This is a genomic window from Streptomyces sp. NPDC042102 (assembly GCF_055582305.1).
Map to the genome: position 1 here is coordinate 1,855,222 of NZ_JBVJDL010000001.1, position 15,907 is coordinate 1,871,128.

Below are 15,907 nucleotides of genomic sequence, written 5' to 3' on the forward strand. Positions count from 1 at the left end.
CCGGTCGGACGGGCGGCTGTGCCCGGAGGAACGGGGGCCGCCACCGCCACGGTTCACATGCCGTCCACGGTCCGCCCCGCCTCGTCGTCGGCGTTGTTCATCGTCTCCACCGTCTCGTTGCCGGCCTGCACGACCAATCCCAGCCGCTTCCTGATGTACGCGATGGTCTGGGTGAGGTTCTCGGTGGGCTTGTCCACCTGCTCGTGGTAGGTCTTGCCGATGGTGTCCTGGCCTGCCGACTCCTTGTTGATCCGGTTGATCTCCACGATCGACTTGTTGAGGTCGGCCAGACAGCGCTCGTAGTCGTCGTAGCAGGCGAACTTGTTCTTCAGGTCGCTCAGGACCCGGAGCTCGTCAGCCATGGAACTCCTCCTGCTTCCCGGTGGGGATACGGCTCTCCGACGCCGCGGCGAACTCGTCCTGCTTCCCCGTGCGCTCGGCCTTCTCGCGGTCGGTGCCGGCCTCGGCGGCGACGAATTCCTCCTGCCTGGCCGCCTTCGCCTCCTCCTTGGCCTCCTCCAGGCCGAAGGAGGAACCCATCGCGCGCAGCGGTTTCATGAGTTCTTCCAGGGACTCGGGCATGCCGGTCATGCCGGTGACGACGCGCAGGTGGTCACCGAAGCTGTCGAAGCCCTTGATCTGCTCGATGACCTGGGCGCCCATCCGGGCCCGGGCGTCGTTGAGGACGGTGAGCAGGGCGGCGGACAACTCGGCCGGTGCCATCGTCTGGTAGGCCTTGGTGTGGAAGGTCAGCGAGACCACCTGGCCCTGGGGGCCGACGGTGACCGAGACCATGCGGTCCTTGGACGTGACGGAGGCGGTCGCCGCGTCCAGGTCGCGCTTGACCGCCAGCATCCTGTCGCGCTGCTCGTACAGCGCCGACATGGCGTCCTTGATCCTGCCCTCGAAATCGATACTCATGGGTCACCTCTCGGGTGCGTACGTGCTGGGGCGGAAGGGAGGGAGAAGAGGCCGTGGCCGGGCCCGCGCGGGGACCGGCCACGGCCGGGGGAGGGGCCGGGTGGATACGGCCGTCAGCGGCCGATCACTCCGCTGACCGAGCCGGTGTCCGTGCCCCAGACCTCCTCGTCCTCGGTGAGCCACGTGGTGCGCTGCCGGTCCTTGCCCTGGTTGGGCTGGCCGGCGGCGCCCGCACCGGGGCTCATCGGCGGCATCATCGGGGGCGGCGCCTGCTGCTGGCCCGCCCCGAGGCCCGCCCGCTGCTGCTCGCCGGTGGCATTGGCCGCCGCGACGGCCGGACTGCCGGAGGACAGCGGCCCGAGGTTCTGGGCCGCGCGCTCGCTGATCCCGGTCATCGCGCCGACCGTTGCCGCATTGCCCTTCAGCTTCGGGCCGTCACCGAGGCCGCCGCCCGACGACAGGCCCTCCAGCGAGGGGAGACCCCGGCCACCCGAGGTGAGGCCGGGCGGCAGGCCGCCGCTCTGGGTGGTGAGCTTCGGCGGACGCGAGCCGATCGCGTGCTCGGCGTTGGTCAGGAGCTGGTTCGTACGGCTCAGCGGCTTGCCGTTGGCATCGACGACGATGCCGTCCTTGACGGTGGCTCCCTTGGGCAGCGCGTACGGATTGCCGTTGGCGTCGAGCAGGGGCTTGCCGTCGGCGTCCACCACCGTGCCGTTGTCCAGGACCCTCGCCCCCTCGGGGAGCCGGATCTGGTCGTACGGGTTGGTGCCCGGGATCAGCCCGCCCTGCGGCTGGCCGGTGCCCGGCTGGCCGTTCGTGGGCTGCGTGCCCACCTTGCCGCCGGGCGGCGCGATGACCGGCTTGCCGTCCTGTCCCAGGACCGGCTTGCCGTTCCTGTCGTAGACCCTGCCGTCCTTGCCGATCCGGGAACCGGGCGGCACCATGACCGGCCTGCCGTCCGGGCCGAGGACCGGCTTGCCGTTCTTGTCGAGCAACGGCAGGTTGCCGCCGGCGCCCGTCCCGGGCGAGGTGCCGGGGTTGAGGTTGCCCGGCAGCCCACCCGGTCCGCCCTTGCCGGGCAGGTTGCCGGGAATGCCGCCCGGCGGCTTGCCGCCCGGGGTGCCGCCGCCCCCGCCCGGCTTGGGGATGTCCTTCGGGCCGCCCGCGCCGCCCGGGCCCTTGCCCCCGCCGAGGGGGTTCTTCTCGCCCTGGTTCTTCTTGAGGAGGTCGTTGAGGGGGTTGTTGGTGGGCCCGTTCGGCCCGTTCGGCCCGTTCGGTCCGTTGGGCCCCGTCCCGCCGCCCGGCATCGTGATGTTGGGCTGGTAGACGCCCTCCTTGAGCGCACCGGCGAGCTTGAGGTACGCGGTGTCCAGCGCGCCGACGTGTTCGCTCGACGTCGTGTCCAGGAGGGTCAGGTTCGTCAGCCAGCGCTTCTTCGCCTCGCCCTCGACACCGTCGACCCAGACCGCGTTGGAGACGTCCGAGCCGTCCCTGTCGACGATCTTCTGAAGGACCGGTTCGTAGCCGTACGTGTCGCCGTACGCATAGGGCTGCCAGTTGACCTGGATCTGCGCACCGGTCATGACCTGGTTGAACACCTCGCGCAGCAGGTTCACCGCATTGGAGTTCGGCGTCTGCTTCCAGGTGTTGAAGCCGTTGTACATGCCCAGGGTGGACTTCGCGAGCTGCTCCCTGGTCGTGGTGAGCATCGTGATGTAGTCGTACGGCGCCGTCAGGTCGAGCCTGACCTTGGTCATCTCCACGTTGATCACGTTCAGGAACTTCCGGAACGAGCCGGCCGCGCTGCCCTTCCAGTCGGACGCGTCGGAGTCGATCGAGTCCGCCCAGCCCTTGATGGTCGGCACCCAGTGGTCGAACCACTCCACGATCCCCTTGACCTGTGCCGCGGCGTGGTCGAAGGTCGTGGCGTTGACGACGTCGTTCTTGTACGGCGAGGCCACCAGGGACGTGAGGGTCTTGTCAGGGTCGCGGAACCACAAGTTCCACTTGGATGACGTGTTGTCGAAGACGTTCTTCCAGTCGAGGTTGAAGCCCACGACGTAGAAGACGGGCGGAACGACGTTCTCCCCCGAGCCCGTGGTCAGCGTTGCGTAGCCGCTCCAGTGGAAGTCGAAGGTCTTGCTCCAGTCATGGGCCGGTGACGCGTCCTGGACGATCCGCAGGCTCTTCTCGACGACCCATCGGGGCGACCCCGCACCGGCCACCGCGTCGCGGTCCACCAGATTGCCGGTCGTACCCATGAAGACCTTGAGGGCTTCTTCCCACTTCTTGTTCACCGGCATGATCGCGCGGAACTCCTGTCGGCAGGGCGAGGGTGGTCGGCTACTTCTTCGGACCGGGGCCGGGCGTGTCCACGGGCTGCGTCTTGGCGCCCGCCTGGATCGAGTTGAGGATCTCCCACATCTCGGTGACGCTGATGGCGTCGTCGGACGCGTTGTCGAGGATGGTCTTGATGGTCTTGAGGGTCAGGAAGCCGCTGTCGGCGACGCCGCGGAAGGTGCTGAGCCCGGTGGTCACCTGCTTGCACAGGGCCTGGAACGCCGCCTGCACCTCGCCGGCGCTCGCCAGCTCGCTCGTGTTGCCCGGCAGGAGCTTGCCGTCGTCACCGATGAGGTTCCCGTTCGCCCACTGGGTCAGGCTCTGGAGCGAGGGGCTCTCGCCGATGTCCTTCAGGAGGCTCTCGAACTTGGTGGCGAAGTCCAGCAGGACCGCTTCGGTGATCTCGAACGAATCCTTCTCGCCCTCGTCGTCCTTGGGGGGCGTGCTCGCCATGGGACCTCTCCTGCCGTCGTGTCGGGTGGTTGTGGCCGTGCGGTGTCGTCCGGCAGGAAGAACGCGGGCCCCGCACGCGGTGGTTCACCCTCGACGTGCGAGAACCCGGCCCACGGGCTGCTGCCCTGGGCCGGGTCCGGGTCCGCCCGCGCCTGCCGGCGCCGGGCGGGTCAGCGCTGGAACAGGTAGGCGCTCTTGCGGTCGCCGTTCCTGATGATGCTGTGGGCGTTCTCCAGGAGGTCGGCGCCCTGGTTGAACTGCGTCGACAGCTGCTGGTCCAGGATGCTGACGGCGCGCTTGAACTCGTCGAACTCCTTGGCCGCCTCACCGGTGAACTCGTTCTTGACGGCTTCGAGTTGCTTGACCATGTCATCGAGCGCGTTGTGCATGGTCGCGGCGACCTGCCGCATCCGCTCGTTGGCCTCGGCGAGCGGAGCGTGCTGGATGTTCATGTCCATTTCGCTCATGGGGACTCCTTGGGTGGTGGGGGCGGCGGGAGGGCAGCGGAGAGGGGATCGGGTGAGCCGGCCGGGCTCACTTGCCCAGGACGTCGTATACGTCGCTGGTCCAGAGGTCCATGTTCGAGTCCGCCTCGCCGGCGGTGTCGGTCATGACCTTGCTGGTGTAGTGGACGGCCTCGACGAGGTCCTTGTACTCGGCCATCACCGAGCGGTAGCCGCGCTGCCAGTTCTCGATCTTCGCGACGAACTTCTGGCCGGCCGTGGACACCATGGTCCGCGACACTTCGGTGGCGATGTCCTCGGACTGCGTGTAGGACCGCTCCATCGTCTGGACGTGCCCCTCGAGGCGGTCGAGGGTCTGCGTGAGGACCGCTGACGATACCTTGAGGTTGGCATCGAGGTTGTCGGGCACCTGGTCTCCTTGGTCGGACGGTACGGGCTGGGTTCCCCGGCAGGGTGAACGGGCCCGCCCCGGCTAGGGGTTCACTGCCGGGGAGGCGCCGGAGCAGGGCGCTCCGGCGGCGCCCGCGGGCGGTTCCACCAGGCCCGCCGACGCCAGCGCGGCCGGGTCCAGCGCCGGGCCGGTCGGGAGCAGCGCCAGCAGGGTCGAGGGCAGGCCCGCGGGGGCCGTGCCGCCGTAGCCGAGGGCCTTGTGGGCCTCCTCGGACGGCAGCGGATACTTCACCCCGTTGTCCGCCACGAGGTACGTCGTCCCGCCCGCACCCGCCCCGGACAGCGCCCGGACCAGGGCCCCGCCGCCCGGCCGTACGAGGACCCGGTCGGCCGTGCCGCACCCCGTCGCCACACCCGGCTGGGCGGCCGGCGCCGCCCCCGCCACCGCCGCCGCGTCGACCACGGTCACCAGGGTGCGCGGCCCCTGCGGCGAAGGCTGGACCGATGCGCACACCCCTTGCCCCGCCCCGGCGTTCACCAGTCTCGGGGGTGTCGCGGGCAGCCCGGCCGCCGCCAGGGTCCCGGCGGGTGCCGCGTGCGCGGCGAGATCGGCCGCGCCCACCGCCGCGGCGGCCGGCGGCGCACCCCCGTACGCGTCCCGCTGCGTCCTCGGGTCACCGCGCAGCAGCTCGAACAGGGCCTGCCCGAGCGGCGCGAGACCCTGCTGGGTCAGGACGTACGGTTCCCCCGCCGGGCCGGTGAACAACTGGCCGACCCGGGTCTGGTGCCCGGCCAGCGCGGGACCCGCCGAGCCCCGCCCGGGGACGTCCGGCGGCGACAGGTCGGGGCCGGCCGGGAGCGCGTTGAGGAACGACGGGGCCACCGGGAAGGGGACGGCCGTACCGTAGCCCAGCGCCGTGCCCGCCCCCTCGGCCGTGTTCAGCCGGAGCCGCTTGCCCTGCCACAGCACGTGCCGGGTGCCGTCGGCGGTCCCCACCAGCAACCCCTGCTCGGGCGACAGGGCCTGGCCCGGCCCCCCGGCCCCGACGGCCACGGACAGCACCGGCGCGGCCTCCCCGGACGGGGTACGGCTGACCAGCCCGCAGACCAGCCAGGCCCCGTTCACCAGCTGCGACCGCACCGGCACCCCGTCGGGCGCGCCGACGATGCCGACCGGTCCGCCGCGCGGCGCCGCCCGCAGCGAGTTCAGGCTCACCTGGGAGACGGTCATCTTCTCCCCGGCCACCAGCCGCGCGCTGGCCTGGTTGAGCACCGGCCGCAGCTGCCCGCCGACGAACAGGTAGCGGGCGCCCGTCTCCTTCACCACCACCAGGGTGCCCGGCTTCGCCCAGCCGGTCGCGCCGCCCGGCTTGATGGCCCCGTACAGGCCCATCACCAGGGCGATCAGTACGGCGATGAACAGCCCCATGCGCACCCCGCGCGTGGTGCGCCGGGTCGGCAGGTCCAGCGCGTCGGGTTCGCCCCGCAGCATGCCGGCCCCGAGTCTGCTCATCACGAACAGGTGGGCCTGCACCTGGTCGCGCCTGGACTGCATGTGAACTCCTCCGCGAGAACGGTTCTGTGACGGCCGGGGCGGCCGCTGCCGGTACGGCGCGGTGCGCCGCCGGTTCCGGCCGTGGGCCGGTCGCTGGTGGGCCGTGGATCAGCCGGTGAGCCCGCGGACCCAGGCGAACACTCCGGCCTCGGTCAGCGCGAGCGGCAGCAGGCTCATCGCCAGCGCGCTGTGCAGCAGGTCGGCGGCCCGGCCCCAGTACGGCAGCATCCGCCGCCCCGGCACCGTCCACGAGGCGATGGCCAGGGCCGAGGCCACCATCGTCAGCCCGGCGATCAGCCCCAGCCGGCCGGTGCCGTCGAGCGTGACCGCCCACCGCGCGGTGAGCAGGGCCAGCCCGTACACACCGGGCAGGATCAGGGCCAGGCGCTGCCACAGGGAGCCGACCTCGCGGGCGTGCAGGATCAGCAGCAGGGACAGCGCGGCCCCCAGCGCCACCGAAGGCCAGCCGGACCCCAGGGCGATCAGCGTGAGGCAGCCGGCGCAGAGCACGGCGGTCACGACGTGGAACGCGGTCAGGTAGCCGTCGGCCACCGCACTGCGGTCCAGTACGTCCCCCGCCGGATACGGCTCGATGTCCTCCTGGAGTTCGTCGGCACTGCGCGGCAGCGCCGGAAGCCTCAGCCCCGACATCCGGAAGGCGAGCCCGGGCAGGAAGGCCCCGAACGCCACCACCAGCACGGCCAGCAGCGCGGCCGTCTCCACCGCGCCCAGCCCCGCCAGGGCGATGGCCCCGGTGACCGTACCGGCCACCGCCGTGACCAGCAGTCCGAGGAACAGCGGCGCGGAGCAGGCCACCGCGGCCAGCGCGAGCACCGCCCCGCCGGCGGCCGCGGAGCTTCCCGCCAGCAGCCGGGCCGCGGTCAGGTCACCGCTGCCGGCCGGCAGCAGCACACCGGCCAGGGCCAGGTAGGGGACCGCGGCCGCGCCGAGCGCCGTACCGGCCCCGGCGTCGCCCACCGCGCGGGCGGCGCTGGCCGCGCCCAGGAGCAGCAGTCCACCGGTCACGGCCGCCGTGACCGCGCGCAGCGGGCCGATGTCGCGGGACAGCGCCAGCAGCACGAGACCGCCCGCCAGCGCGAACAGCGCCAGGCCCAGCGTCACGTGGTGGGTGAGCGAGGGACGCCAGGAGTCGTCGCGCGCCTCCAGGCCGGCCGCGACCCCGTCGATGACGTCGTCGAAGTGGACGGCCGGCAGGGACTCCCGGCGCAGCCGCAGGTACAGCTGTTCGCCGTCGCGCAGGCCCAGGGCCTCCGCCGACCGCTCGTCGTCCAGGGGCTCCTCACCGAGCCGCTGGAGCACCCAGCCACCCGCCTCGACGGCCTCCTCGTCGAGGTCGTCCCCGGCGTAGCCGATGATCGTCGGCAACAGGTCCGCCAGGGGCACGTCGGCCGGCACGGAGAGCTCGACCACCTTGTGCGGTCCGTGGAATCTCAATCGGCACAGCCCCGCCACCGCGCTACCGCTCACTGCCCGCGTGTCCTTCCCGCTGTTCAGCCGAGGCCGAAGCGCCCTCAGCGGCCAGTTGAACGGGTGGATCCGGGCTCCGGGTTCAGTGGCCCCGGCGCAGCTCGCGCAGCAGGGCCTGCACGCCGTCCTCGCCGTCGCGCGCGATGAGTACGGCGGTCCAGCGGGCCACGGCCGCCCGCTCGTCCTCGCTCCAGCCGGCCGCCGAGGGGTGTTCGTCCACCACCAGGACCCGTGCGATCCGGCACAGCTCCTCGAAGTGCCCGACGGACCGGCCGCCGTACGCGTCGGGCGCGTCGGGCCCGGCCGGGCAGGTGGCGCCGGCGGGCAGCCCCAGGAGGCGCAGCGCCGCGTCCGTCACCTCGGCCGCGGCGGCCCGCGGGACGTCCAGGGCGGTGCCGGGGGCCGGGTCGGCCGCGGGGACGGATTCCGCCGCCCACGAGCGCAGCAGCGCCCGGACCTCGTCGGCCCGCCCGGGATCGTGCGCCTGCCCGTCCCGGTCCGCCGGCGCGCCGTCGCCGCCGGATGCTTTGCCGCCGGCCCGCGCCTCGTCGTGCACCTGTGTGTGATCGTCCGCCCGCACCTGTCTCCCACAGCTCCCACCGCCACGGACCACGCCGCGGCGCCGTATCCCGCACCGTCCCGTCCACCGCCCCGGCCACCGCGGCGACCGGCCGGCGCGAGGGCCGGGGATGCGCCCGTAGATGCACACACTCTTTCACCGTTCGTCCGCTGCCGCTCCGACGGCGTACGCAACGTCTGCCGGGACCCCGAGGGTTCACCACCCCTCTTGAGCCGTGGTTGAACCACCCCGCACCGCGCACCCGTTCCCGTCTGGGCAAGGAGACCGCCGACACCGGTCGGCCGGTGAGGCGTGAGGAGCTTTTTCGTTGAGCGTGGTGCTAGTCAACCGCCCACCACGGCGGCCGGGCCCCGAGATGCCGGACGGCGAGATCCAGCTTCAGGAACCGCCGGTGCTGCCCGAGAAGCAGAACGGCCTCGGGAACATCATCACGATGGTCCCGATGGCGCTGTCCTCGCTGTCCATGGTGTTCATCTTCCTGCGGCCCAACGGCGGCCTCATGACGTACATCGCCATGGGCACCATGGCCGTGTCCGCCATCGGCATGGTCGTCACCCAGATCATCCGCGGCAACGCCGACCGCAAGGAGGAGCTCACCGGCGAACGGCGCGACTACCTGCGCTACCTCACCCAGATGCGACGCCAGGTCCGCAAGGAGATCCGGCGCCAGCAGGAGGCCCTGGCCTGGCGCAACCCGGAACCGGCCGAGCTGGCCTCCCTGGTACGGACCTCCCGCCTGTGGGAGCGGCGTTCCTCCCACCCCGACTTCAGCGACGTACGGATCGCCCTCGGGGCGCAGCGGCTGGCCGTGCGCCTGGCCCCGCTCGCCACCAAGCCGGTCGAGGACCTCGAACCGCTCAGCGCCCATGCGCTGCGGCGCTTCATCCACGCGTACGCCGCGGTCGCCGGCCAGCCCGTCGCCATCCACCTGCGCGGTTTCGCGCACGTCCTGATCCGGGCCGGGTCCGCACGTCCCGGGCCCGGCGGCGCGGCGGACGGGGACACGGCCACCGGGTCCGCCACCGGGTCCGCCACCGCCGCCGACCCGCCGGCCGTGACCCCGGGGGAGCGGGCGGAGCCGGGCGAGCCGGGGGAGCTCCAGGAGCGGTCCCGCGCGCTGGTCCGGGCCGTCCTCGCCCAGCTCGCCACCTTCCACGCGCCCGACGAACTGCGCATCGCCGTGGTCGCGGCCCCCGACCGGCGCGTCCACTGGGAGTGGACCAAGTGGCTGCCGCACGCCCTGCACCCGAGCGAGACCGACGGCGCCGGCCCGCTCCGGCTCGTCGCCGGCACCATGGGTGAACTGGAGCAGCTGCTCGGCGACGAGTTCGGCGCCCGGCCGCCGTACGAGCCCGATGCCACCCCGAGCCGCGACGAGCCGTACACGGTCATCGTGCTCGACGGGGCGACGTTCGCCGCTCCGCACCGGGCGGCCCTCGGCGGCTACCGCAACGCCACGGTCGTCGACGTCGGCTCGACCCTGGAGTGGAAGCACAGCCGGCTCACCCTCCGGCTGCGGATCACCGGCAACCCGGACGGCTCCGACAGCGCCCTGGAGATGGTCGCCGCCGACCGCAACCGCAGGGACGAGACCACCCCGCTCGGCCGCCCCGACGGCCTCGCCCTGCCCGCCGCCACCCGCCTGGCCGCGTCGATGGCCCCCTACCGGCTCGGCGACAGCGTGGAGGCGGGCGAGCCGCTGGCCACCGACTTCGACCTCACCGCCCTGCTCGGCATCCACGACCTGTACCGCTTCGACGTCAAGCAGCAGTGGGCACAGCGCAACCAGTCCAACAAGCTGCGCGTCCCGCTCGGTCTCGGCCCCGACGGCAGCCCCATCGACCTCGACATCAAGGAATCCGCGCAAGGAGGCATGGGCCCGCACGGCATGCTCATCGGCGCCACCGGCTCCGGCAAGTCCGAGCTGCTGCGCACCCTGGTGCTGGCCCTGGCCCTGACCCACTCCTCGGAGATCCTCAACTTCGTCCTCGTCGACTTCAAGGGCGGCGCGACCTTCCTCGGGCTCGACCGGCTGCCCCACACCTCCGCCGTCATCACCAACCTCGCCGACGAGGCGGACCTGGTGGACCGGATGCGTGACGCCCTCCACGGCGAGATGATCCGCCGTCAGGAACTCCTGCGCGCCGCGGGCAACTACTCCTCCCTCCTGGAGTACGAGACGGCCCGCGCCTCGGGCACCCCGCTCGACCCGCTGCCCACCCTCTTCGTCGTGGTCGACGAGTTCTCCGAACTGCTCTCCGCCCACCGCGACTTCATGGACCTCTTCGTCATGATCGGCCGCCTCGGCCGCTCCCTCGGCGTCCATCTCCTGCTCGCCTCCCAGCGCCTGGACGAAGGACGGGTCCACCAGCTGGAGTCCCACCTGTCCTACCGGATCGGCCTGCGCACCTTCTCCGCGATGGAGTCCCGGGGCGTGCTCGGCGTACCCGACGCCTACCAGCTGCCGTCCCAGCCGGGCAACGGCTACCTGCGCAGCGACATCTCCACCCTCACCCGCTTCAAGGCCGCCTACGTCTCCGGCGCGTACAAGCAGAAGCTGCGCCCCTCGGCCCGGCGCGCCGTGATCGAGGGCCAGGTCGTGGCCTTCGGCACCGGCTACGTGGCCCCCCGCACGCTGCCCGCCGTACCGGAGGAGACGCCGGAGCCGGAGGTGGAGGAGACCCGGTCGCTCCTCGACATCGCCGCCGAGCGCCTCCTGGACGCCGGGCCGCCCGCCTACCAGGTGTGGCTGCCGCCCCTCGACGTCCCCCCGACGCTGGACGAACTGCTGCCCCCGCTCGGGCCCGACCCCGTCCACGGGTTCACCGTGGAGGGGGAGACGCGCGGAGGCCTCAAGGTCCCGGTCGGCGTGATCGACCGCCCCTTCCAGCAGGTGCGCGACCTGCTCGTGGCCGACCTCGGCGGAGCCGACGGACACATCGGCATCGCCGGCGCCCCGCAGTCCGGCAAGTCCACCCTGATCCGTACCCTCATGGCAGGCCTCGCGCTCACCCACACCCCGGCCGAAGTGCAGTTCTACTGCCTGGACTTCGGCGGCGGCACGCTCTCGGCCCTGCGCGGACTGCCGCACGTCGGCGGGGTCACCGGCCGCCACGACCCCGACCGGGTCACCCGGACCATCGCCGAGGTCAACTCGGTCATCACCCGCCGCGAGAAGTACTTCGCGGAGCTCGGCATCGACTCGGTCGCCGCCTTCCGCCGCAAGAAGGCGACCGGGGAGCTGCCCGACGACCCGCACGGCGACGTGTTCCTGGTCATCGACGGCTGGAACACCCTGCGCCAGGAGTTCATGGACCTGGTCCCGGCGCTCACCCTGCTCTCCCAGCGGGGCCTCAACTACGGTGTCCACCTGCTGATCGGCACCACCCGCTGGGGCGAGATCACCGGAGCCCTGCGCGACCAGCTCCAGACCCGGTTCGAACTGCGCCTGGGCGACGCGGTGGACTCCGTCATCAACATGCGCGCGGCCGGCAAGGTGCCCAAGATCCCTGGACGCGGACTCACCGACGACCAGATGCACTTCCTGTGCGCACTGCCGCGCACGGACGGCATCGGCACCGCGCACGACCTCGGCGAGGGCGTGGCCGACCTCGTCGACGTCGTCGCCGACCACTGGACGGGCCCCCGGGCGCCCGAGGTCCGGATGCTGCCGCTGCTGCTGGACCCGGCGGAACTGCCCGAGCCGCAGGGCTCGCTGCGCATCCCGCTCGGCCTGGAGGAGCACGACGTCCAGCCGCTGTGGCACGACTTCTCGCAGGACCCGCACCTGATCGTCGTCGGCGACAGCGAGTCCGGCAAGACCAACCTGCTCAAGCACATCGCCACCCAGATCATGCACGCGTACACGCCCGACCAGGGCCGCATCATGCTGGTCGACTTCCGGCGCGAGATGTACGAGACGGTGCCCGAGGAGTACCGGCTCGGCTACGCCGTCTCCGCCGACCCGCTGCGGCAGATGGTCACCGGCGCCGGGAAGGCCATCGCCAACCGGGTGCCGTCCGCCGACATCACCCCCGACCGGCTGCGGGCGCGGGACTGGTGGAGCGGGCCGGAGCTGTTCGTACTCGTGGACGACTACGACCTGGTGGGCGGCTCGATGTCGGCGCACCCGTTCGCGGCCGTCATCGACCACCTCGCCCAGGGCGCCGAGATCGGCCTGCACGTCATCGTCGCCCGCTCCGCGAACGGGGCCGGCCGGGGCCTGGCCGACCAGCTCCTGCGCAAGCTCCAGGACGTCAACACGCCCGCCGTGCTGCTGTCCTGTCCGCCGAGCGAGGGCTACCTCTTCGGCAACACCAAGCCGAAGGTGCTCCCGGCAGGCCGCGCCCTGCACATCACCCGCCGCCGAACGGTGCAGGTGCAGACGCCGCTGCTCGACCCCGACGGCCCCGGCCACGACGCGCAGATCGGAACCCCAGGATGAGCACGCCGCCGCCCGACGCCGCCGTCACGGCGACCGGATCGAGGCTGTGGCCCGTCGGGCCGCACCTGGTCATCGCCCCCGAGGAGGCCGAGCCTGCCCTGACGGCAGCCCTCACCGGCCTCGCGCCGCCGCCCGACGCCCTGCTGGTACTGGCTGCCGCGCCCGACGCGGCGCCGGTCCTGCGCCGCAGCCTGCCGGACCTCGTGGAGCGGGCCACCGGCCGCGGCGCCGCCTGCCTGGTGCTGGCCGCCTCGGGCCTGGCCGCTCCGGGCCCCGACGGCGCCCGCCCCGTCGACGCGGTGGCCACGACGGCCGGCTTCCCCGTGATCGCCCCGGACGGCATGGTCACGGTCGAACCGGACGGCTCCCTGCGCGTTGCCCCGCCGGGCACGTGGTGGCTGAGCGAACCGGGACTCACGGCAAGGGCGCTGGAGCCCACGTGGCCGCCACGGGTGCCCGCAGGGGGCAGCCCGGCGGAAGGGGCCCCGGGCCGGGGGCTCATGCCGCGACCTACGGCCGAGGCGGGCCCGGACGCCGGGCAGGTCCCGGAGCCGCCGGCGCCGACGACCGAGTACGGCGCGGACACCGGGGAGCCGGTGTCCGCGCGGTCGAGCGGTACGACCCCGGACCCGCACGAGCGGACGCCGCCCGTGGCGTCGTCCGCCCCTGGAACCCGGTCCGCTCCCGAGCCGACGGCCCCCGAGGCGCGCGGGTCCGACGACGGCGGCTCCGAGGGACCGGCCCCCCTCGGCGGCGGCGCCGTGCCGCCGGCCCCGCCCGTCCCCGTGGTGGCGGAGTCCAGCGGCGGCGCGCACCGGTTCGCGAGCGGACCGGCCGGCGGCGCGGAGCAGGGCGGACCGTGCCACCGGCCCGTTCCGGGCGGATTCTGGCTGGGGCAGGTGCCACAGGCCGTCGAGCCGCTCATCGGAGTCCGGCCCGACGACCTGCTCCTCGGCGTGGGCTCACCGCAGCGGCCGACGCTGCCCGCCACCGACCTGCTGGACCTCGTACGCGAGGCAGCCCCGGAGCCGGACCGACTGGTCCTGACCGCCCCGTGGGCCGGCCCGGCCGAACTCACCGGCATGGCCGCCGCCCTGGCCGCCGGCTTCGGCCGGACCGTCCGGGTCGCCGTCGGCCTGCCCGTACGCACCGCCGACGACTACGCCACGACGTTCCTCGACGAACGGGGTACGCCCACCTGGCAGCCCCTCCTGGTGGAGCTCACCGCCTCGCCCGAGCACCGCCGGGTCGTCCCCTCGGCGTGGCTGCGCCTGCCCGGGCTCGACACGACGGCTCCGGCCGTGCACGGGGCCATGTGCGAGGGGTGGGTGCTGGAGACCGTGCCGGCCGGGGTGTGGCTGCGCCCGGAGGGCCGCTCGGAGCACCCGTGGCCCCGCGCGCTGCGCCCTGATCCGGTACGACCGGTGCTGGTCGTGGGCGACCGGGCCCACGGCGCCGGCCCGGAGGTCTGGGAGGCCCTGCCCGAGGTGCTGGCCGCCCTGCCGGACCTGGGCGCCACCGCGCCGTACGGCCTGCTGGCCGACGGACCGGGGACGGACACGCGGGCCGCGCGGGCGTGGGCCGAGACGCACGGCCTGGACTGGCTCGGCCAGGCGGAGGACGTACCCGCCCCCGCCCGGGCCAGGACCGAGGACGGCCCCACGCCTGCCTCGCCAGCACGGGCCGCGGCGGCCGCAGGGTCCGAGCCCGCTCTGCCTGCACCGGCTGGCACGGCTGCCGGTGCGTCCGGGGCCGAGGGCGGGTCGGCGCAAGTCCCGGCCGTACCGGCCGGCTCGAGGGGCGCGGGCGCACCGGCGGGTGCCGAGGGTGGGTCGGCGTCTGCTTCGTCCACTCCGGCCGACGCGGACGGTGGGTCGGCGGATGCTGCGGCTGCACTGGCCGGGGCCGGGGGCTCGGACCCGGCCTCCTCGTCGGGTCCCGGTCCGGCCGGCGGCGAGGCGGACCTGCCGCGGTCCCCGGCCCCGGCGCACCTGGGCCCGGCAGATCAGGGCCCGGTCGTGCCGGCCGCGGCCGGACCGGTTTCCGGGCCGGATGCGGGCACGGCGGCCGGCTCACGGGTCGCCCCGGCGGCTCAGGCGGCTGTCCAACAGGCGCCCGTGGAACCTGCGGTGACCTCGGCAGGTCCTCCCACCCCGCCCGTGGTCACGGCGGCGGCCACTCCGGCCAGGGCCGCCCGCAGTGGTCCGGGCGACCGGGCCGCGCTGCGGGAGCTGCTCGGCGAGCGGTACCACCTCCTGGCCGGCAAGGCCGAGCTGCTGGCCTCCCGGCTGCCGTCCCTGCGGTCCACGCCGCAGGACGACCTCAAGCCCGACATGGTCGCCGTCGCGCTCTACCACGCCGACGGCCCCGACCCGGTCTCCCGCGCCGGCCTCGTCGAGGCCGCCCGGGCCGCCGGGCCCGGGCCCCTGACGCACCTGCTGCGCTGTCTCGGCTCGGGCCTGCGCCGGCTGCCCGGTCACTACGGGGCCGTCATGCTCGCGGCCCCGGCCGAGGACGTGCCGCTGGACCGGTACATGCCGGGCTCCCTGCTCGTCGAGCCCGCCCCGGTGGCGGCGGTCCCGGCGTGCGACGCCGAGTTGGAGGGTTCCGTCGAGTTCGGCGTCTGGTCCACCACGGGCCGCCGTACGTCCGTCTTCGGCGGCCCGGACGACGAACCCGAGGTGGTGTTCCCGCCGGGTACGGCCTTCTCGGTCCTGGCCCTGCGGCCGCCCGACGACGACGAGGGCCCGATCCGGGTCCTCCTGCGCGAGATCTCGCCCGCCGAGGCCGCCACGGCGGGCTGCGGCACGGGATCGGCCGGCGCCGTCGACGACCGGTTCCGGGAGCGGGACGAGCAGGCACGGGTCCGGCTGACCGCCTGGTTCGAGCGCAGGGACATGCTCGCCCCCGAGGACCGCCGCCCCGTGCCGAACGCCGCCCGCTACCACCTGTCCCCGGGAGCCGCCCACTGACAACTCACGCGCCGTAGGCGGTCGCCGGGCGGGGCATAAGCCCGGTTTATGAGGCCATCGGCCGGCCGGTCCTACCGGCGGCCGACGGGCCGGACGAGGGTGGAGGCAAGAGCCTTCCGATGAAGCAAGGACGCCATGTACACCCTCCTCTTCCTCCTGATCTCCCTGTGCGTATGGGCGGTACTGCGTGACTGGCCGCGCAGGACGCGACTGTCACTGTGGGCAGGAACCCTGGCGCTGACCACGCTCGCGTTCCTTCCCCACCTCGACCGTGCCTTCGGCCTGAGCTTCTGAGGAGGA

Annotated in this window: 12 protein-coding genes; 3 read left to right on the forward strand and 9 right to left on the reverse strand. The window is 73.5% G+C overall.

What is annotated here, in order from left to right:
- Positions 1 to 53: 53 nt before the first annotated feature.
- The 9 genes from ACZ6KO_RS07625 to ACZ6KO_RS07665 form a co-directional block, all read right to left on the reverse strand.
- Positions 54 to 362 carry a hypothetical protein gene (locus ACZ6KO_RS07625; protein WP_469301232.1) on the reverse strand — a complete coding sequence of 103 codons (309 nt, stop codon included), beginning with the start codon at positions 360 to 362 and terminating at the stop codon, positions 54 to 56.
- Positions 355 to 921, reverse strand: a complete 567-nt coding sequence (locus ACZ6KO_RS07630) for a YbaB/EbfC family nucleoid-associated protein (RefSeq protein WP_469301234.1) — start codon at positions 919 to 921, stop codon at positions 355 to 357. Before ACZ6KO_RS07630 ends, ACZ6KO_RS07625 begins: the two co-directional genes overlap by 8 nt.
- Before the next feature lie 113 nt (positions 922 to 1,034).
- The gene (locus ACZ6KO_RS07635; protein ID WP_469301236.1) at positions 1,035 to 3,224 is read right to left on the reverse strand and encodes a hypothetical protein; all 2,190 of its coding nucleotides are present in this window, start codon (positions 3,222 to 3,224) and stop codon (positions 1,035 to 1,037) included.
- A gap of 40 nt (positions 3,225 to 3,264) precedes the next feature.
- Positions 3,265 to 3,714, reverse strand: coding sequence for a hypothetical protein (locus tag ACZ6KO_RS07640; RefSeq protein ID WP_469301239.1), 450 nt, complete (start codon positions 3,712 to 3,714; stop codon positions 3,265 to 3,267).
- 170 nt (positions 3,715 to 3,884) lie between these two features.
- The gene (locus tag ACZ6KO_RS07645; protein ID WP_469301241.1) at positions 3,885 to 4,181 is read right to left on the reverse strand and encodes a WXG100 family type VII secretion target; all 297 of its coding nucleotides are present in this window, start codon (positions 4,179 to 4,181) and stop codon (positions 3,885 to 3,887) included.
- Between the two features lie 67 nt (positions 4,182 to 4,248).
- Positions 4,249 to 4,587 (reverse strand): hypothetical protein, encoded by a 339-nt coding sequence (locus tag ACZ6KO_RS07650; RefSeq protein ID WP_469301242.1) that lies wholly within the window; start codon positions 4,585 to 4,587, stop codon positions 4,249 to 4,251.
- A 63-nt stretch (positions 4,588 to 4,650) separates the two neighbouring features.
- Positions 4,651 to 6,123, reverse strand: coding sequence for a type VII secretion protein EccB (eccB, locus tag ACZ6KO_RS07655; RefSeq protein ID WP_469301244.1), 1,473 nt, complete (start codon positions 6,121 to 6,123; stop codon positions 4,651 to 4,653).
- Positions 6,124 to 6,231: 108 nt separating this feature from the next.
- On the reverse strand, positions 6,232 to 7,611 hold the full coding sequence (gene eccD / locus ACZ6KO_RS07660) for a type VII secretion integral membrane protein EccD (protein ID WP_469301247.1): 1,380 nt from the start codon (positions 7,609 to 7,611) through the stop codon (positions 6,232 to 6,234).
- Between the two features lie 82 nt (positions 7,612 to 7,693).
- Positions 7,694 to 8,167: a hypothetical protein gene (locus ACZ6KO_RS07665; RefSeq protein WP_469301251.1), complete on the reverse strand. Its 474-nt coding sequence runs from the start codon at positions 8,165 to 8,167 to the stop codon at positions 7,694 to 7,696.
- 379 nt (positions 8,168 to 8,546) lie between these two features.
- Between ACZ6KO_RS07665 and eccCa the strand changes: the two genes are divergently transcribed.
- From eccCa to ACZ6KO_RS07680, 3 genes are all read left to right on the forward strand, one after another.
- The gene (eccCa, locus tag ACZ6KO_RS07670) at positions 8,547 to 12,635 is read left to right on the forward strand and encodes a type VII secretion protein EccCa (RefSeq protein ID WP_469301600.1); all 4,089 of its coding nucleotides are present in this window, start codon (positions 8,547 to 8,549) and stop codon (positions 12,633 to 12,635) included.
- Entirely contained in the window at positions 12,632 to 15,607 is a 2,976-nt protein-coding gene (locus ACZ6KO_RS07675) for a hypothetical protein (protein ID WP_469301253.1), read from the forward strand. The genes eccCa and ACZ6KO_RS07675 overlap by 4 nt, the downstream gene beginning before the upstream one ends.
- A gap of 135 nt (positions 15,608 to 15,742) precedes the next feature.
- Positions 15,743 to 15,901 (forward strand): hypothetical protein, encoded by a 159-nt coding sequence (locus tag ACZ6KO_RS07680; protein ID WP_469301255.1) that lies wholly within the window; start codon positions 15,743 to 15,745, stop codon positions 15,899 to 15,901.
- The last annotated feature ends 6 nt before the right edge of the window (positions 15,902 to 15,907 follow it).

Coding starts and splice junctions, on each gene's coding strand:
- ACZ6KO_RS07635 (WP_469301236.1), bottom strand. CDS start 3,224: ATGCCGGTGAACAAGAAGTGGGAAGAAGCCCTCAAGGTCTTCATGGGT.
- ACZ6KO_RS07675 (WP_469301253.1), top strand. CDS start 12,632: ATGAGCACGCCGCCGCCCGACGCCGCCGTCACGGCGACCGGATCGAGG.
- eccB (WP_469301244.1), bottom strand. CDS start 6,123: ATGCAGTCCAGGCGCGACCAGGTGCAGGCCCACCTGTTCGTGATGAGC.
- ACZ6KO_RS07680 (WP_469301255.1), top strand. CDS start 15,743: ATGTACACCCTCCTCTTCCTCCTGATCTCCCTGTGCGTATGGGCGGTA.
- ACZ6KO_RS07625 (WP_469301232.1), bottom strand. CDS start 362: ATGGCTGACGAGCTCCGGGTCCTGAGCGACCTGAAGAACAAGTTCGCC.
- ACZ6KO_RS07640 (WP_469301239.1), bottom strand. CDS start 3,714: ATGGCGAGCACGCCCCCCAAGGACGACGAGGGCGAGAAGGATTCGTTC.
- ACZ6KO_RS07645 (WP_469301241.1), bottom strand. CDS start 4,181: ATGAGCGAAATGGACATGAACATCCAGCACGCTCCGCTCGCCGAGGCC.
- eccCa (WP_469301600.1), top strand. CDS start 8,547: ATGCCGGACGGCGAGATCCAGCTTCAGGAACCGCCGGTGCTGCCCGAG.
- ACZ6KO_RS07630 (WP_469301234.1), bottom strand. CDS start 921: ATGAGTATCGATTTCGAGGGCAGGATCAAGGACGCCATGTCGGCGCTG.